This is a genomic window from Pseudomonas sp. FSO-7, assembly GCF_059579345.1.
Genome location: NZ_CM184193.1, coordinates 1 through 17,808, shown reverse-complemented (window position 1 = coordinate 17,808; position 17,808 = coordinate 1). Strand labels below are relative to the sequence as shown.

14 protein-coding genes are annotated in these 17,808 nt (G+C 60.5%); 5 read left to right on the top strand and 9 right to left on the bottom strand.

The annotated features are described in order from the left end of the window. Positions 1–133: 133 nt before the first annotated feature. From AC515T_RS00070 to AC515T_RS00060, 3 genes are all read right to left on the bottom strand, one after another. The gene (locus tag AC515T_RS00070; RefSeq protein ID WP_496530963.1) at positions 134–859 is read right to left on the bottom strand and encodes a hypothetical protein; all 726 of its coding nucleotides are present in this window, start codon (positions 857–859) and stop codon (positions 134–136) included. 325 nt (positions 860–1,184) lie between these two features. Further along, positions 1,185–2,072: a lysophospholipid acyltransferase gene (locus AC515T_RS00065; protein WP_496530962.1), complete on the bottom strand. Its 888-nt coding sequence runs from the start codon at positions 2,070–2,072 to the stop codon at positions 1,185–1,187. 43 nt (positions 2,073–2,115) lie between these two features. After that, positions 2,116–2,673 (bottom strand): DNA-3-methyladenine glycosylase I, encoded by a 558-nt coding sequence (locus tag AC515T_RS00060; RefSeq protein ID WP_060739899.1) that lies wholly within the window; start codon positions 2,671–2,673, stop codon positions 2,116–2,118. A gap of 81 nt (positions 2,674–2,754) precedes the next feature. Between AC515T_RS00060 and glyQ the strand changes: the two genes are divergently transcribed. The 4 genes from glyQ to AC515T_RS00040 all read left to right on the top strand — a co-directional run bounded on the left by glyQ (position 2,755) and on the right by AC515T_RS00040 (position 7,156). Next, a complete protein-coding gene (gene glyQ / locus AC515T_RS00055; RefSeq protein ID WP_003177094.1) occupies positions 2,755–3,708 on the top strand; it encodes a glycine--tRNA ligase subunit alpha in 954 nt (317 codons plus the stop codon). Further along, positions 3,705–5,759, top strand: a complete 2,055-nt coding sequence (gene glyS / locus AC515T_RS00050) for a glycine--tRNA ligase subunit beta (protein WP_496530961.1) — start codon at positions 3,705–3,707, stop codon at positions 5,757–5,759. The genes glyQ and glyS overlap by 4 nt, the downstream gene beginning before the upstream one ends. Positions 5,760–5,762: 3 nt before the next feature. Next, positions 5,763–6,296: a D-glycero-beta-D-manno-heptose 1,7-bisphosphate 7-phosphatase gene (gmhB, locus tag AC515T_RS00045; protein WP_496530960.1), complete on the top strand. Its 534-nt coding sequence runs from the start codon at positions 5,763–5,765 to the stop codon at positions 6,294–6,296. A gap of 80 nt (positions 6,297–6,376) precedes the next feature. Next, the gene (locus AC515T_RS00040) at positions 6,377–7,156 is read left to right on the top strand and encodes a lysophospholipid acyltransferase family protein (RefSeq protein WP_496530959.1); all 780 of its coding nucleotides are present in this window, start codon (positions 6,377–6,379) and stop codon (positions 7,154–7,156) included. Between the two features lie 202 nt (positions 7,157–7,358). Here the strand turns inward: AC515T_RS00040 and AC515T_RS00035 are convergent, their stop codons facing one another. Then, entirely contained in the window at positions 7,359–8,876 is a 1,518-nt protein-coding gene (locus AC515T_RS00035) for a sensor histidine kinase (RefSeq protein ID WP_496530958.1), read from the bottom strand. Between the two features lie 233 nt (positions 8,877–9,109). Between AC515T_RS00035 and AC515T_RS00030 the strand changes: the two genes are divergently transcribed. Further along, a complete protein-coding gene (locus AC515T_RS00030) occupies positions 9,110–9,844 on the top strand; it encodes a response regulator transcription factor (RefSeq protein WP_014335791.1) in 735 nt (244 codons plus the stop codon). 46 nt (positions 9,845–9,890) lie between these two features. Here AC515T_RS00030 and gabP read toward each other — a convergent pair whose 3' ends face one another. The 5 genes from gabP to dnaA form a co-directional block, all read right to left on the bottom strand. Further along, complete coding sequence (gene gabP / locus AC515T_RS00025) at positions 9,891–11,285, bottom strand: GABA permease (RefSeq protein WP_496530957.1); 1,395 nt, start codon at positions 11,283–11,285, stop codon at positions 9,891–9,893. 303 nt (positions 11,286–11,588) lie between these two features. Next, complete coding sequence (gene gyrB / locus AC515T_RS00020; protein ID WP_496530956.1) at positions 11,589–14,006, bottom strand: DNA topoisomerase (ATP-hydrolyzing) subunit B; 2,418 nt, start codon at positions 14,004–14,006, stop codon at positions 11,589–11,591. Positions 14,007–14,011: 5 nt separating this feature from the next. Further along, on the bottom strand, positions 14,012–15,115 hold the full coding sequence (gene recF, locus AC515T_RS00015; RefSeq protein WP_003196148.1) for a DNA replication/repair protein RecF: 1,104 nt from the start codon (positions 15,113–15,115) through the stop codon (positions 14,012–14,014). Between the two features lie 23 nt (positions 15,116–15,138). Then, positions 15,139–16,242 carry a DNA polymerase III subunit beta gene (gene dnaN / locus AC515T_RS00010; RefSeq protein WP_003196145.1) on the bottom strand — a complete coding sequence of 368 codons (1,104 nt, stop codon included), beginning with the start codon at positions 16,240–16,242 and terminating at the stop codon, positions 15,139–15,141. Between the two features lie 39 nt (positions 16,243–16,281). Further along, complete coding sequence (gene dnaA / locus AC515T_RS00005; RefSeq protein ID WP_496530955.1) at positions 16,282–17,808, bottom strand: chromosomal replication initiator protein DnaA; 1,527 nt, start codon at positions 17,806–17,808, stop codon at positions 16,282–16,284.

Sequence of the window (17,808 nt, the reverse complement as noted above, 5' to 3'; positions counted from 1 at the left end):
TGGCTTTGCCATCCCAACGTCGCCGCTATCGCAGGCCCTTAATCATGGACACGATTGAGGCTTTGCGCCTCTTTGTGATCAATCAGCCGTCAGGTTAATTACTGATCTGACCACGGATTCGCGACCCAGCCTTTCAGGCCTGCGCGCTGAATCGCTGGGCTGCACGCCGTTCAAACATTGCCGCCTCCGTCTCTCGCGTCGCGAGTTCGCCTTTGTACGCCAACTGGTTGAAAAACAACCCGTCCGAAAACTCCTGGGGCGGTACCGAGCCGGGGCGCTTGAGCATCGGCGCCAGATCGATGGTGTTGGCGAAGTTTTCCTGGGTCAGGTTGTAGCGGCCCAGGTAGCTTCCAGACCACGGCGAGTCGGCGTCGACCATGTCGATCGAGGCGTCGCGGAACGCAACGGCCGCGGTTTTCAAATCAGCGGATTCATTGAGCAGATCCGTCAGGCGCTGGGTGTCCGAGCTGCTGAGCTGGCCGGCCGTGTTGAGCACCTTGAGCCTGCCATCGGCCTCGACGGTGAAGCCGTATTTCTTACCGGCCAAATCCGGATGGGTTGCCGAAAGCGTTGACTGGAATGTCTCGAAAGAGCTTTTCAGGGTGTTTTTCGCGCTCTCGGTGATGGCGGCGTATCGAGGGAAATCTGGCGATTGGGATCGACCGATCCAGGTTTCGATGACCACCGGCGACTCCACCATGAGCTGGGTTTCTTCGCCGGGGTGGTAGATCGCTGCTGGGCCGGCATTTGCCAGCTGCTTTACGGCGTCCGCTGGAGGATTGCTCACCAACTTCTGGTCGGAACGGGCGAGGTTGGTGTTGCCGGGCGAGATAGAGGCAGCGTTCAGGGAGAGTTCCATTTCATCGGTCCATGATTGGCGGATACATCGGGTTATCGACAGGGGGGGACCAAGCTTTAAGAGGGGGTGGGGTCAGTGAGTTATGCGGCGGCTGTCAGGGCGCTATCGCGAGCAAGCTCGCTCTCACAGGATTTGGGATGGATGCGATGTCTGTGAACAACCCGGAAAAACTGTGGGAGCGAGCTTGCTCGCGATAGCGGTGGGTCTGCTTGCATCGATGTTGAATGTGCCGCCGTCATCGCGAGCAAGCTTGGCTCTGGGTGTTCACAGATCCTGCATTCACCCCAAATCCCAAGCCCCCACGCTCATAGAAAGCAACAGGTTTTCAGTACCACCGCGCCTCGCCCGGCGGGCGTTTCTTGAAGCGTTTCATGCTCCACATGTACTGGCTCGGGTAGGCGCGTACATAGCGCTCCACCACTTGGCTCATGGCCGCGCATGAGGTTTCGGTGTCGGTGCTGTACATCGCGTCCGGGGCGGCTTCGAGGATGACTTTGTAGCCGGAGCCGTCCGGCAGGCGCAGGGCGTGGAGGAATACGCCGACGGCTTTGCCGCCGGCGAGCATGTTCGGCACGAACTTGCTGGTCAGGGCCTGGGTGGCGAAGAAGGGCACGAAGATGCCGGCGGATTCGGCCGGTTCCGGGTCGGCGGGGATGCCCACCTGGCCGCCTTTGCGCACTTCCTTGATGACGCTGAGGATGCCTTCCTTGGTGGAGGCCGCGACTTTATTGCCCAGTTGCACGCGTTGCTTTTGCAGCAATTCATCCACCGCCTTGAGCTTGGGCGGGCGGTAGAAAATGATCGGTTTGCACTGGCTGCAATAGAAGTGATTGAGCACTTCCCAGTTGCCCAGGTGGCTGGTGATGCCGACCACGCCTTTGCCGGAGGCCAGGGCTTCTTTCAGCACCTCCAGGCCTTCGACTTCGCGCACCAGCTCGATGGAGCGCTGAGCCGGCCAGATCCAGGCACAAGCGCTTTCGGTCAGGGATTTGCCGATGTCCTTGAGGCTCTGGCCCACCAGGCGCTCACGCTCGGCCGAGTCCATCTCGGGAAAGCACTTGGCGAGGTTGATCCGCACCACGTCGCGGGAACGGTTGGGAAATTTCCACATGAGCCAGCCAATGGCCGAGCCCACCGCCTGCACCGCTCGCCAGGGCAGCAGCGCAAACAACCGCAGAGCGCCGACCAGCAAGGCGCCTTTCAACTTATCCACAGGTCACTCCTGAATGTATGGGCCGTGTTGCGAGCCGGCTATTCTAACCGCCGTTTACCAACTCGGCGTAGCGGTCACAGTCTTGGGTGTGGTCCATGACCATGCCCGAGGCCTGCATCAAGGCGTAGCAAATGGTCGGCCCGACGAAGGTGAACCCGGCTTTTTTCAGGCCTTTGCTCATCGCCAGCGCCTCGGGCGTGATGGCCGGCACTTCGCTGCGGTCCTTGAAATGGTTGATGATGGGTTTGCCGCCCACGAACGACCAGAGAAACGCCACCGGGTCTTCCAGCGCCAGCCAGGCCTGGGCGTTGCGCCGGGCGGCCTTGAGCTTGAGGCGGTTGCGGATGATGCCCGGGTCGAGCATCAGCTCATCGATTTCCGCGTCGCTCATCTGCGCCACACGCTGCACGTCAAAGCCGTACAACACTTCCCGGTAGCGCTCGCGTTTGCGCAAAACGGTGATCCAGGACAACCCCGCCTGGAACCCTTCGAGCAAAAGCAACTCGAACAAACCCTGCGCATCGCGCAGCGGCGTGCCCCACTCCTGATCGTGATAAGCCATGTACAACGGATCGTCAGAACACCAAAAGCAGCGTGGCATAAGGCTCCAGGGGGCGTGCGCACGAACGAATCGGGTATACTCCCGCTCTTTAAATCGCAGCCCAAGAAACAGGTGAATTTCGTGAGCCAGCCTACGCCAGCCGTGCGTACCTTCCAAGACTTGATCCTCGCCCTCCAGCAATACTGGGCCGAGCAAGGTTGCGTGGTACTTCAGCCCTACGATATGGAAGTAGGCGCCGGCACTTTCCACACTGCCACGTTTCTGCGTGCCATCGGCCCGGAAACCTGGAACGCCGCTTATGTGCAGCCCAGCCGCCGCCCGACTGACGGCCGCTACGGCGAAAACCCGAACCGCCTGCAGCACTACTACCAGTTCCAGGTGGTGCTGAAGCCGAACCCGGAAAACTTCCAGGAACTGTACCTGGGTTCCCTCAAGCACGTCGGCCTCGATCCGCTGGTGCACGACATTCGTTTCGTCGAAGACAACTGGGAATCGCCAACCCTGGGCGCCTGGGGCCTGGGCTGGGAAGTCTGGCTCAACGGCATGGAAGTGACCCAGTTCACCTACTTCCAGCAGGCGGGCGGCATCGAGTGCTACCCGGTCACCGGCGAAATCACCTACGGCCTGGAACGCCTGGCCATGTACCTGCAGGGCGTGGATTCGGTCTACGACCTGGTGTGGGCCGATGGCCCGTTCGGCAAAGTGACCTATGGCGACGTGTTCCACCAGAACGAAGTGGAGCAGTCGACCTACAACTTCGAACACGCCAACGTCGAGAAGCTGTTCGAGCTGTTCGATTTCTACGAGAGCGAAGCCAAGCGCCTGATCGAGCTCGACCAGCCGCTGCCGTTGCCGAGCTATGAAATGGTGTTGAAGGCATCCCATACCTTCAACCTGCTGGACGCACGCCGGGCGATTTCCGTGACCGCGCGCCAGCAATACATCCTGCGTGTGCGCACCCTGGCGCGTTCCGTTGCGCAAGCCTACCTGCTGGCCCGTGCCAAGCTGGGCTTCCCGATGGCGACCCCGGACCTGCGTGATGAAGTGTTGGCTAAGCTGGAGGCTGCACAATGAGTGCTCAAGATTTTCTGGTTGAACTGGGCACCGAAGAACTGCCACCCAAAGCCCTGAACACCCTGGCCGATGCGTTTCTGGCCGGTATAGACAAAGGCCTGCAAGCCGCCGGCCTGAACTACGAAGCCAAGCACGTCTACGCCGCGCCGCGCCGCCTGGCCGTGCTGATCACTGCCCTGGCGACGCAACAGCCGGACCGCAGCATCAACCTCGACGGCCCGCCACGCCAGGCCGCGTTCGATGCCGACGGCAACCCGACCCAGGCCGCCCTGGGTTTCGCCAAGAAATGCGGCGTGGACCTGAGCGAAATCGACCAGAGCGGTCCGAAGCTGCGCTACAGCCAGAGCATCAAGGGCAAGCCGACCGCCAGCCTGTTGCCGACCATCGTCGAAGACTCCCTCAATGACTTGCCGATCCCCAAGCGCATGCGCTGGGCGGCGCGCAAGGAAGAGTTCGTGCGTCCGACCCAATGGCTGGTGATGCTGCTCGGTGACCAGGTCATCGATTGCACGATCCTGGCCCAGAAGGCCGGTCGCGATTCCCGCGGTCACCGCTTCCACCATCCACAGAGCGTGCGCATCACCTCGCCGGCCAACTACCTGGCCGACCTGCGCGCCGCCTACGTGCTGGCCGACGCCAACGAGCGTCGCGAGCTGATCAGCAAGCGCACCGAAGAGCTGGCCACCCTGCAGGAAGGCACCGCCATCGTGCCGGCCAACCTGCTGGACGAAGTGACCGCATTGGTGGAATGGCCGGTGCCGCTGGTGTGCTCGTTCGAGGAACGTTTCCTTGAAGTGCCGCAGGAAGCGCTGATCACCACCATGCAGGACAACCAGAAGTACTTCTGCCTGCTGGACGCCGACGGCAAGTTGCTGCCGCGCTTCATCACGGTCGCCAACATCGAAAGCAAGGACCCGCAGCAGATCATCGCCGGTAACGAGAAAGTCGTTCGCCCGCGCCTGACCGATGCCGAGTTCTTCTTCAAGCAAGACAAGAAACAACCCCTGGAAAGCTTCAACGAACGCCTGCGCAACGTGGTGTTCCAGGAAAAACTCGGCAGCGTCTACGACAAGGCCGAGCGTGTTTCGAAACTGGCGGCATTCATCGCCCCACGCATCGGCGGCGACGCCCAGCGCGCGGCCCGTGCCGGCATCCTGTCCAAGTGCGACCTGTCCACCGAGATGGTCGGTGAGTTCCCGGAGATGCAAGGCGTTGCCGGTTACTACTACGCCCTCAACGATGGCGAGCCGCAGGACGTAGCCCTGGCGCTGAACGAGCAGTACATGCCCCGCGGTGCCGGTGCTGAACTGCCGACCACCCTGACCGGTGCGGCCGTAGCGATCGCCGACAAGCTCGACACCCTGGTGGGCATCTTCGGCATCGGCATGCTGCCCACCGGCAGCAAAGACCCGTATGCCTTGCGTCGCGCGGCGCTGGGCGTGTTGCGGATCCTGATCGACAAGCAGTTGGACCTGGACCTGAACGACGCCGTGGCATTCGCCGTCAATGCGTTCGGCAGCAAGGTCAAGGCCGCCGGCCTGGCCGATGCGGTGCTGGAATTCATCTTCGACCGCCTGCGTGCGCGTTATGAAGATGAAGGCGTCGATGTCGCCACCTACCTGTCGGTGCGTGCCCTGAAACCGGGTTCGGCCCTGGACTTCGACCAGCGCGTACAAGCGGTGCAGGCGTTCCGCAAATTGCCGGAAGCCGCCGCGCTGGCAGCGGTGAACAAGCGGGTATCGAACCTGCTGGGCAAGGCCGAAGGCAACATCGCGGCCACCGTCGAAGCCAAGTACTTCGACAACGCCAACGAGTTTTCCCTGTACTCGGCGATCCAGCAGGCGGACCAGGCGGTCCAGCCGATGGCGGCAGCGCGTCAGTACAGTGAAACCCTGGCGCGCCTGGCGGCACTGCGCGAGCCGGTGGATGCGTTTTTCGAGGCGGTGATGGTCAACGCCGAAGACGCCAAAGTACGGGCCAACCGCTACGCACTGCTGGCGCGTCTGCGTGGGCTGTTCCTCGGCGTCGCCGATATTTCGTTGCTGGGGTAACGCTTGAAACTGCTGATTCTCGATCGGGACGGGGTGATCAATCACGACTCCGACGCATACATCAAATCGGTGGAGGAGTGGTTGCCGCTACCCGGTTCGATCGAAGCCATCGCGCAGTTGAGCAAGGTCGGCTGGACGGTGGCGGTCGCCACCAACCAGTCGGGCATTGCCCGCGGTTATTATGACCTCGCCGTCCTGGACGCCATGCATGAGCGCTTGCGCGCCCTGGTGGCGGAGCAGGGCGGGGAAGTCGGTTTGATCGTCTATTGCCCGCACGGGCCGGACGACGGCTGCGAGTGCCGCAAGCCCAAGCCGGGCATGTTGAAAACCATTGCCGCACATTACGATGTGGCCTTGGCGGGTGTGTGGTTCGTCGGCGACAGTCTCGGTGACCTGGAGGCGGCCAAGGCCGTCGATTGTCAGCCAGTTTTGGTAAAGACCGGAAAGGGCGAGAAGACTCTGGGCAAGACCCTGCCGGTGGGCACCTTGATTTTTGACGACCTGGCGGCGATTGCCGCTGAACTTATCCACAATTAGAGCTCCCAATACATCCTGATCAAGGATTGTTCGGGAAGCGCTTGAACAGGCGGGCATTGCCCGCAACGGTAAACGCCGCTATGTCGATATTGCAGGCCATCAGAAGCTTTCTCTTTTACCTGCTGCTGGGCACCAGTTCCTTGTTGTGGTGCTCCCTGAGTTTTTTTATCGCGCCCTTTCTGCCGTTCAGGGCGCGCTACCGTTTCATCAACGTGTACTGGTGCCGCTGCGCACTGTGGCTGAGCAAGGTGTTCCTGGGCATCCGCTATGAAGTGAAGGGCGCCGAGAACGTGCCGGACCGGCCCTGCGTGATCCAGTCCAACCACCAGAGCACCTGGGAAACGTTCTTCCTCTCGGCCTATTTCGAGCCGTTGAGCCAGGTCCTCAAGCGTGAACTGCTGTTCGTACCGTTCTTCGGCTGGGCCATGGCGATGCTGCGTCCGATTGCCATCGATCGCGACAACCCCAAGTTGGCGCTCAAGCAGGTGGCGAAGAAGGGTGACGAGCTGCTGAGGGACAACACCTGGGTGCTGATCTTCCCCGAGGGCACCCGTGTTCCTTACGGGAAGATTGGCAAGTTCTCCCGCAGCGGTTCCGCATTGGCGGTGAACGCGAACCTGCCAGTGCTGCCGATTGCACACAATGCCGGCAAATTCTGGCCCAAGGCGGGCTGGATCAGAACGCCGGGCGTCATCACCGTGGTGATCGGCGCGCCGATGTATGCCGAAGGCACCGGGCCCCGCGCCATCGCCGAGCTCAATGACCGCGTACAGGCTTGGAATGAACAGGCACAACGGGAAATGGGCTCGCTTCCTCCCGGCCCTGTCGCGGAAGTACCCACGGAACAAGCCGCTGTTTGAGATCTGTGGATAACCTGTGTACCGTTTTTTCAAAATCCGTTGCTTTTATGTTGTAGGTATCTGTTTTTAATACATATTTCCTAAACACATAAAACCCGTCTGCAGGTGCATAAGTTTTTATAGCACCTGAAAGATCGCAGCCTTCGGCAGCTCCTGCAGAGATTCGATACGTCCTGTAGAAGCTGCCGAAGGCGGCGATCTTTCAATCTTCCAGCAACGGGAAGCGCAGGCTGAACGTTGTGCCTTTACCTACCACGCTGTGGCACTCGATTTTCCCCTCGTGATGATCAACCACTGCCTTGACCATCGATAACCCAAGGCCAATTCCATCGACCCCTTGGGCCGACGAAAACCGTCGGTACTGACTGAACAGGTCCGGCAGTTCTTCGACGCTGATGCCCTTGCCTTGGTCAGCGACATTGCAGATCAACCAACCCGCGGCGCAATGAACCTGCAGAGAAATGCAGGCATCGGGCGGGCTGTACTTGATGGCATTTTCCAACAGATTGAACAGGGCACGAGTCAGCAACGATTGATCGGCCCTCACCGTCGCCTCTTCATCCTCTATTTCGTGGACTAACTGGATACGTTTCGCCTGGGCGATGGGCAGCGCCTGGTCGAGCACGTCCAGCACCAGCATGGCGAACAGCGTCGGCTGGAATTGATAGGCCTCGGATTCGGCCTTGGCCAATTGCACAAAGCCCTCGGTCAGGTCCAGGGCGCGCCGTACCTGGCGCTCGATCTGGTCGAACAGCGGATGATCGCCACCCGCCTGATGCCGCTGCACATCGAGCAGCGCAAGGATCGCCGAGTGAGGGGCGCGCAAGTCATGGGAGAGGAACCGCAGCATGACGCTGCGCTGTTCTTCCGCCTCACGTTCGGCGCTCAGGTCCGTGAGGCTCAGCAACCAGCCAATCGGCGCATCGCCATCAACCGGCAACAGCGCCGCCCGTTCCAGGCGCAAGCTGCGCTCGCGAATGTCGCGAAACTCCACCAAGGGCAATGTGGATAACCGGTGATGCGCCCCATGCTCCAGCCCCGGATAACCCAATTGCCCAAGGTGCTCCAGCACATCGCCGCCCGCCAGACCATGGCCGAACAGCTCGCGCGCCTTGCGATTACCCAGCAGCAGTTTGCCTTGGGGATCGCTGATCATGGTTGCCACCGGCAAGTATTCCAGGCCGTCGGCAATGAAGCGCCGAGTGTCGCGGGTTCGGCTCATGGCTTGTTCCAGGGCCATGATCTGGCCCTGCAAACGGTCGCTGCCGGTGTAGGAGGCACGGCGACGTTCAGGGAAGACCTTGGGCTCGGCGTCCAGGCGTGCCAGCTCCCAGCCGAAATAGGCCAGCACCACGCTCAGGCGCCGCCAGTTCCAGATCAGGTAGCCGAACATGATGCCCAGCACACTGGCCATGGGCGACCACCACCAACCCCGCGCGCCCAGCACGGCGCTGATCAACAGGGCCAGGCTCATGCCGCCCACCGTTGTCCACAGGGCCAGGCGTGGGCGCAACAGCAGCAAACCCAATACACAGCCCACCAGGCACACCGACAACAACGCGGCGCCTGAGTGGTTGCCTGTGGATTGGCTGCTCAATGACAGCAAGGCTGTCAGCGGCAATAGCAGTAGACTTATCCACAACCACTCCCGTACCAACTGGCGAAACAACCGCTGGACCTGAGTGGGTTCACGACTCTCACGGCGACGCTGGTTACTCATAGGCCTCCTGGCCGAACTCAAGGACTGTGGATATCTTCACTGGCCCGCATCAGTCGACAGGCTGAAACGCCCACGACTATAACGGACTCGATGGGTGGCGCGCTGCTGCCTTTCCCTCTGTGCCGCGAGCCGGTATTGTCGCAACCAGCGACAGGTCAATGAATCAGCCACTGGCTGCCTTTCATTGCCACCTGAGGATGTCCGTTACTTTCGAGATCAAGGAATCGCATTCCATGCGTGTCGCCATACTGGACGATGAGCCGGCCGAGCTGCGCCGGGTAGAACAGACACTGCAACAAATCCCCGGCAGAGGCGAGCAAGCCTGGACCCTGCATAGTTTTGAACGAGGCGAAGACCTGTTGCGGCAACTGCGTCGGGAAACCTTCGACCTGTTGATCCTGGACTGGCAACTGCCCGACATCAGCGGGCTTTCGCTGCTGCGCTGGACCCGCGAGCACATGGATTCACCACCGGCCGCCATCATGCTGACCAGCCGCGACGGCGAGCACGACATCGTCCAGGCCCTCAACGCCGGTGCCGACGACTACGTGAGCAAACCCTTCAGGCCCAACGAGCTCAAGGCCCGGGTCACGGCCGTGCTGCGGCGCCACAACCTGCAACGCGCGCCCGCCAGCGACGTGCTGGTGTTCAACGACCTGGCGTTCGACGACGCCGAGCTGACCATCACCCGCGCCGGCATTCCCATCAGCCTGACCGAACGGGAATACCGCCTGGCCCGGTGCCTGTTCGCCAACCTGGGCCGGCCGCTGTCTCGGGAGTACTTCTACGAGCGCTTCTGGACCCACGAGGAAATGACCTCGTCCCGCCCGCTCGACACCCACATCTATCGCCTGCGCAACAAGCTCGGGCTGACGGCGGATCGGGGTTGGCAGTTGCTGACGATTTACGGGTATGGGTATCGGTTGGAGAGTGTGGCGGCGGGGAGTGAGGCGTCTGTCGCGAGTTAGGGTTGCATCCATGGCGAGGGAGCTTGCTCCCTCACCACAATGGGTATCACCCGATCGTCTGCACCAGGCTTCCTGTTTTTGCGATCCGGCGACGCTGTATCAGCACGCCGGACAGCACCACCAACCCACTCAGCAGCCCCGTCGCCAGGATCTCCGTACGGTGAGCTTCCTGGAACAGCATGATGGTCAAGGCCCCGACGATGAAGACAATCACCGTATAGGTCAGGCCGGGGAACAGCCACATGCTGAAAGCGATTTTTTCACCGCGAGCCATGCGTTGTTTGCGCATCCGCAGCTGCGAAACCGCGATGACCAGGTACACCAGCAACGCAATGGCGCCAGAGCTGGCCAGCAGGAATTCGAAGACCGCCGCCGGTGCCACGTAATTGGCGAATACCGCCAAAAAGGCCGCACCGGTCGACAGCATCACTGCCCAGTGAGGCGTGCCGCTCTTGTTGGTGCGCTGGGAAACGGCCGGTGCATCACCGCGCTTGCCCAACGAGAACATCATCCGCGACGCCGTATACAGCGCCGAATTCAGGCAACTGGTGACCGCCACCAGCACCACAATATCGACGATCAGCTTGGCATTCGGAATGCCCATGCGCTCCAGTACCGTCTGGTAGGAGCCGACGCTGGCCAAGAGCGGATCGTTCCACGGCACCAGGGCGACGACGATGAAGATGGACACGAGGTAGAACAAGCCAATCCGCCAGATCACCGAGTTGGTTGCCTTGGAAATCTGCTGGCCCGGGTTCTTCGATTCAGCCGCCGCGATGGTCACGATCTCGGTGCCCATGAAGGAAAACATGGTGGTCAGGATCGCCCCCAACACCGCGCCCATGCCGTTGGGCAGGAAGCCCTGGGTGTCGAACAGGTGTGAAACGCCGCTGACCTGACTGGTTGGCAGAAAACCAAATATCGCCATCAGCCCCAGCCCAATGAAGCCAATGATCGCCACCACCTTGACCAGGGCGAACCAGAATTCGAATTCCCCGTAATTCTTCACGCTGAACAGGTTGGTGACCGTCAGCAGCAGGGTGATGACCAACGTGAACACCCAGATCGCCACGTTCGGGAACCAGGCATGCAGAATCGTCGCAGCGGCGTTGGCCTCCAGCGGAATCACCAGGACCCAGAACCACCAGTAGAGCCAGCCAATGGTGAAACCAGCCCAATGACCGATCGCCCGGTCCGCGTACGTCGAGAAGGAACCGGTGTCCGGCGACGCCACCGCCATTTCGCCCAGCATCCGCATCACCAGCACCACCAAGGCACCCGCCGCCGCGTAGGCCAGCAGCACGGCCGGACCGGCCGCTGCGATCGCGTGGCCGGAGCCGACAAACAGACCGGCGCCAATCACACCGGCGATGGAAAGCATCGTCACATGACGGGGCTTGAGCCCTTGCGCCAGATTATCGGAAGTTTGCGTACCGCTCATTGAGACTACCCTTGGCATTTGAATTTATTCGTACCACCTCGACCCATCGCTTTCTGTAAATTTAAAAAAACGATGTGTAAGTTATTAAACACGCAAGTTCTGCGCCAGAAAATCTAAAGCTCCCGTTATCCGGGACTCTCCCCGGATTCCTAACCTATTGAGAATGAAGGCTTTGTGCCAGGGTGTTACCGAGTTACCCCGTTTATGACCGACGGGTCCGAAGGGGTGCAGAGATTTTCAAATGTAAAAAAAAGCCAACGCATAAGCGTTGGCTTTTTGTTGGAACGAATCGCCGCAGAAGGATCAGAAATCCAGGTTGGACACCGCCAACGCATTGCTCTCGATGAAGTCACGACGAGGCTCGACCGCGTCACCCATCAGGGTGTTGAAGATCTGGTCCGCGCCAATGGCGTCTTCGATGGTGACTTTCAGCATCCGGCGCGAGCTTGGGTCCATGGTGGTTTCCCACAGCTGATCCGGGTTCATTTCACCCAGACCTTTGTATCGCTGGATGGTGTGGCGCTTGGTGCTTTCGGCCATCAGCCATTCAAGGGCTTCCTTGAACTCGGTCACGGCTTTCTTGCGTTCACCACGTTGGATGTACGCGCCTTCGTCCAGCAGCGTGCTCAGTTGCGCGCCGAGGGATACGACGGTCTTGTAGTCGTTGCTGCCGAAGAAGTCGCGGTTGAAGGTGACGTAGTTCGACAGGCCGTGGGAGATCAGTTCGACCTCCGGCAGCCAGACGTTACGCTCACGGTCTTCGCGCAGGCTGGCTTTGTAGACCAGGCCGGATTTTTCGACGGTGCGCAGGCGTACTTCGTACTGGGCCAGCCAATCCTGCATCGCCGCGTGATCGGACAGTTGCTCCAGGCTCACGGCCGGCAGGTAGATGAAGTGCTCGGTCAGTTCCTGTGGATACAGGCGTGACAGACGCTTGAGGGTCTTCATCACCAGGCGGAAGTCGTTGACCAGGCGCTCGAGGGCTTCACCGGAAATGCCTGGGGCATCTTCGTTCAGGTGCAGGCTCGCGTCTTCCAGGGCCGACTGCGTCATGTACTCTTCCATGGCGTCGTCGTCTTTGATGTATTGCTCTTGCTTGCCTTTCTTGACCTTGTACAGCGGCGGCTGGGCGATGTAGATGTAGCCGCGCTCGATCAGTTCCGGCAACTGACGGAAGAAGAAGGTCAGCAGCAGGGTGCGGATGTGCGAACCGTCGACGTCAGCATCGGTCATGATGATGATGTTGTGATAGCGCAGCTTGTCGATGTTGTACTCTTCGCGGCCAATGCCGCAACCCAGCGCGGTGATCAAGGTGCCGACTTCCTGGGAGGAAATCATCTTGTCGAAGCGCGCCTTCTCGACGTTGAGGATCTTGCCCTTGAGCGGCAGGATGGCCTGGGTGCGACGGTTACGACCCTGCTTGGCGGAACCGCCAGCAGAGTCACCTTCCACCAGGTACAGCTCGGACAGGGCAGGGTCCTTTTCCTGGCAGTCGGCCAATTTGCCCGGCAGGCCGGCGATGTCCAGCGCGCCTTTGCGGCGGGTCATCTCACGGGCCTTGCGCGCGGCTTCACGGGCACGGGCGGCGTCGATCATCTTGCCGACCACCAACTTGGCTTCGTTCGGGTTCTCCAGCAGGAAGTCGGAGAAGTACTTGCCCATCTCCTGTTCGACCGCAGTCTTCACTTCGGAAGACACCAGCTTGTCCTTGGTCTGGGAACTGAACTTCGGATCCGGCACCTTCACCGAAATGATCGCCGTCAGGCCTTCACGGGCATCGTCACCGGTGGTGGCGACTTTATGCTTCTTCGCCAGGCCTTCCTGTTCGATGTAGTTGTTCAGGTTACGGGTCAGCGCCGAACGGAAGCCCACCAGGTGGGTGCCGCCATCGCGCTGCGGAATGTTGTTGGTGAAGCACAACAGGTTCTCGTTGAAGCTGTCGTTCCACTGCAGGGCGATTTCCACGCCGATGCCGTCTTCACGCTGGACGTTGAAGTGGAACACCTGGTTGACCGGGGTCTTGTTAGTGTTCAGGTACTCAACGAACGCACGCAGGCCACCTTCGTACTTGAACAGCTCTTCCTTGCCGCTGCGCTCGTCCTTGAGGACGATGCCGACACCGGAGTTGAGGAAGGACAGTTCACGAATCCGCTTGGCCAGGATGTCCCAGCTGAAGTGGATGTTCTTGAAGGTTTCGCTCGACGCCTTGAAGTGGATCTGGGTGCCGGTGGACTCGCTGTCGCCAACGATCGCCATCGGTGCCTGAGGCACCCCGTGGACGTAGGTCTGTTCCCAGATCTTGCCACTGCGGCGAACGGTCAGGACCAGTTCTTCGGACAGCGCGTTCACCACCGAGACACCTACACCGTGCAGACCGCCGGAGACCTTGTAGGAGTTATCGTCGAACTTACCGCCCGCGTGGAGGACGGTCATGATGACCTCGGCGGCGGAAACGCCTTCCTCTTTGTGCACGTCTACCGGGATGCCACGGCCGTTGTCACGAACGGTGATGGACTCATCCGGGTGGATGATGATGCTGATGTCGTCGCAATGGCCGGCGAGGGCTTCGTCGATGGAGTTGTCGACCACCTCGAACACCATGTGGTGCAGACCGCTGCCATCGTCGGTGTCACCAATGTACATACCGGGACGTTTGCGTACGGCATCCAGGCCTTTCAGCACTTTAATGCTCGTTGAGTCGTACGTATTTTCTTCGCTCAATGCCTTCACTCCCGATGGTCGTGGGTCTGGGTGATACGGCCCTGTTCCACGTGGAACAGGGCGACTGGCGTTTCCGTCTGCCAGCCTTCCCTCAATAATTCGTGGTCTACACAGGTGATGAACACCTGGCAGCGTAAGTCTTCCAGCAAGCGGCACAACGCGCGGCGGTGGGCTTCGTCCAGCTCGGACGGCAAGTCATCCACCAGATAAATACACTGACCGCGACGGGCCTGGCTGACCAGGTGCCCTTGGGCGATACGCAAGGCACACACCACCAACTTCTGCTGCCCCCGGGACAAGATGTCCGCGGCGTTATGCGCGCCCAATCTGAGGCGCAAGTCAGCGCGTTGTGGTCCAGCCTGGGTATGGCCCATCTGCTGATCCCGCTGCAGCGAGCCAGCCAGCACGGTGCTCAGTTCCCGGTCCTTGTCCCAGCCTCGGTAATAGCTGAGCGTCAGGCCCTCAAGCTCAACCAGTTCGCTCAAGGTCTGCTCGAAGACCGGTTTCAAGGCTTTGATGTAAGCGCGGCGGTATTCATCGATTTCAGCGCTGGCCTGGCACAGTTCCCTGTCCCAAACCGCTTGCGAAACGGCGTCAAGTGTACCATGCCGCAGCCAAGAGTTTCGCTGGCGCAGCGCCTTCTGCAGGCGTTGCCAAGTCGTCATGAAACGCGGTTCCACGTGGAACACGCCCCAGTCGAGGAATTGCCGGCGAATCTTCGGCGCGCCCTCCAACAGGCGGAAGCTGTCCGGGTTGATCAGCTGCAACGGCAGGATCTCGGCCAGCTGCGCGGCGCTGCGCGCATTCTGCCCATCGATGCGGATCTGGAACTCGCCTTGCCGGTCCCGCGAGATCCCCAAGGCGCTATGACCGCCTTCCGCCAATTCCACCTGCCCGAACACCGTGCACGCCAGTTGATCGTACTGGATGACCGGTAACAGGCGAGTGCTGCGAAACGAACGGGCAAGCCCAAGCAGGTGCACGGCTTCCAGGACGCTGGTTTTGCCGCTGCCGTTGGCGCCGTAAAGGATATTGATGCGGGGGGAGGGGGAGAAGGTCACCGGGTGCAGATTGCGCACCGCGGTGACCGAGACGCGACTTAAGGACATCTAGCTTCTGCTGGGCATGATGATTACAGACGCATCGGCATGACAACGTAAGCCGAATCGTCGTTATCGGACTCTTGCACCAGCGCACTGCTGTTGGAGTCGGACAGGATCAGACGCACTTGCTCGGTGGTCATCACGCCCAGCACATCCAGCAGGTAGCTGACGTTGAAGCCGATCTCCAGGGAGCCGCCGTTGTACTCAACGCCTACTTCTTCTTCCGCTTCTTCCTGTTCCGGGTTGTTCGCCTGGATCTTCAGCTGACCGTTGGCCAGTTGCAGGCGAATACCGCGGTACTTCTCGTTGGACAGGATCGCGGTACGGCTGAAGGCTTCGCGCAGCGCCTGACGATCACCCAGGACCAGCTTGTCGCCGCCTTTTGGCAGCACGCGCTCGTAGTCTGGGAACTTGCCGTCCACCAGCTTCGACGTGAAGGTGAACTCGCCGGTGGTGGCGCGGATGTGGTGTTGGCCCAACACGATGCTGACGTTGCCGTCCGGCTCGGTCAGCAGACGGGCCAGCTCCAGGATACCTTTACGCGGCACGATCACCTGGTGGCGATCCGGCTGACCGATATCGGCCTGCATCGAGCACATCGCCAGGCGGTGACCATCGGTGGCGACGGCGCGGATAACGCCGGCCGACACTTCCAGGAGCATGCCGTTGAGGTAATAACGCACGTCCTGCTGGGCCATGGCGAAACTGGTGCGTTCGATCAGGCGACGCAATTTGCTCTGGTCCAGGCTGCAGGTCAGCGAACCCGGGCCTTCTTCAACAGTCGGGAAATCGTTGGCGGGCAGTGTGGACAAGGTGAAGCGGCTACGACCGGCCTTGACCACGAGCTTCTGCTCATCGACCTTGATGTCGATCAGCGCATCGTTGGGCAGGCTCTTGCAGATGTCCATCAGCTTGCGCGCCGGCACGGTGATGGAGCCCGGATCAGCCGGTTCTTCAAGTTGCACACGACCGACCAGTTCGACTTCCAGGTCGGTACCGGTCAGCGACAATTGCTGGCCTTCGACAACCAGCAGCACGTTGGAAAGTACCGGCAAGGTCTGGCGGCGTTCGACGACGCCTGCGACCAGTTGCAGGGGTTTCAACAGGGCTTCGCGTTGAATGGTGAAATGCATGGTCTAGTCCCTTGCCTTAATAAGCTGCGCTGGTGGTCATCAAGTGGTCAGTGTACGCAGCAGGTTCTTGTAGTCCTCGCGGATGTCCGCGTCGGATTCCTTAAGTTCGTTGATCTTGCGGCAGGCGTGCAGCACGGTGGTGTGGTCGCGTCCGCCAAACACATCGCCAATTTCCGGCAGGCTGTGGTTGGTCAGTTCCTTGGACAGGGCCATGGCCACCTGACGCGGACGCGCCACCGAACGCGAACGGCGTTTGGACAGCAGGTCGGAGATCTTGATTTTGTAGTATTCGGCAACCGTTCGCTGAATGTTATCCACAGAAACCAATTTGTCCTGGAGCGCCAACAAGTCCTTCAAGGATTCGCGAATCAACTCGATGGTGATATCGCGGCCCATGAAGTGCGAGTGGGCGATCACCCGCTTGAGGGCACCTTCGAGTTCACGCACGTTCGAGCGGATACGCTGGGCGATGAAGAACGCAGCATCATGCGGCAGCTCGACCTTGGCCTGGTCGGCTTTCTTCATCAGGATCGCGACCCGGGTTTCCAGCTCCGGCGGCTCGACGGCCACCGTCAGGCCCCAGCCGAAACGCGACTTGAGGCGCTCCTCGAGGCCTTCGATCTCTTTCGGGTAGCGGTCACTGGTGAGAATGACCTGCTGCCCGCCTTCAAGCAATGCGTTGAAGGTGTGGAAAAACTCTTCCTGGGAACGTTCCTTGCGGGCGAAGAACTGAATGTCGTCGATCAGCAAGGCGTCCACCGAACGGTAGAAGCGCTTGAACTCGTTGATGGCGTTCAGTTGCAGCGCCTTGACCATGTCGGCCACGAAACGCTCGGAATGCAGGTACACGACCTTGGCATTCGGGTTCTTCTTTAATAGGTGGTTGCCCACCGCGTGCATCAAGTGGGTCTTACCCAAGCCGACGCCGCCATACAGGAAGAGCGGGTTGTAGCCGTGCTTGGGGTTGTCCGCGACCTGCCAGGCCGCCGCGCGAGCCAGTTGGTTGGATTTACCTTCGACGAAATTCTCGAAGGTAAAGGTCCGGTTCAGGTAGCTGGTGTGCTTGAGCGCGCCTTCGACCTGGACGGTGCGCTGTTCGGCCCGCACCGGAGCCTGCTGGGAGCTGGCACCGGCCATAGGGTCGAAGCTGTCCCGGGAAGGTTCTTCGCTGACCTCGGCAACTTTTTGCGTGTTGCGTTTGCTCGGGGCAGGCGCGGGCACCGGGGCGGCATGGTTGTGCACCGGCGCCGGGGCAGCCTGCTGGGCTTGTGATGCGGCGGCGGCCAGCGGCGCATTGGGCGCGGCGCGGGGTGCCGAACTGCGTTTGCTGCCTATTAATAAGGACAACGCAGGCGCCATGCCATTGCCATGCTCGTCGAGCAATTCCATGACCCGGCCCAGGTACTTTTCGTTGACCCAGTCGAGAACGAAACGGTTCGGTGCATAGACACGCAACTCGTCGCCTTCGGCTTCGACCTGTAGTGGACGGATCCAAGTGTTGAATTGTTGGGCAGGCAGCTCATCGCGCAAAAGCTCCACGCACTGCTGCCAAAGTTCCACTGACAC

Coding starts and splice junctions, on each gene's coding strand:
- AC515T_RS00060 (WP_060739899.1), bottom strand. CDS start 2,673: ATGCCACGCTGCTTTTGGTGTTCTGACGATCCGTTGTACATGGCTTAT.
- AC515T_RS00040 (WP_496530959.1), top strand. CDS start 6,377: ATGTCGATATTGCAGGCCATCAGAAGCTTTCTCTTTTACCTGCTGCTG.
- AC515T_RS00070 (WP_496530963.1), bottom strand. CDS start 859: ATGGAACTCTCCCTGAACGCTGCCTCTATCTCGCCCGGCAACACCAAC.
- gabP (WP_496530957.1), bottom strand. CDS start 11,285: ATGAGCGGTACGCAAACTTCCGATAATCTGGCGCAAGGGCTCAAGCCC.
- AC515T_RS00035 (WP_496530958.1), bottom strand. CDS start 8,876: ATGAGTAACCAGCGTCGCCGTGAGAGTCGTGAACCCACTCAGGTCCAG.
- glyS (WP_496530961.1), top strand. CDS start 3,705: ATGAGTGCTCAAGATTTTCTGGTTGAACTGGGCACCGAAGAACTGCCA.
- AC515T_RS00030 (WP_014335791.1), top strand. CDS start 9,110: ATGCGTGTCGCCATACTGGACGATGAGCCGGCCGAGCTGCGCCGGGTA.
- recF (WP_003196148.1), bottom strand. CDS start 15,115: ATGTCCTTAAGTCGCGTCTCGGTCACCGCGGTGCGCAATCTGCACCCG.
- dnaN (WP_003196145.1), bottom strand. CDS start 16,242: ATGCATTTCACCATTCAACGCGAAGCCCTGTTGAAACCCCTGCAACTG.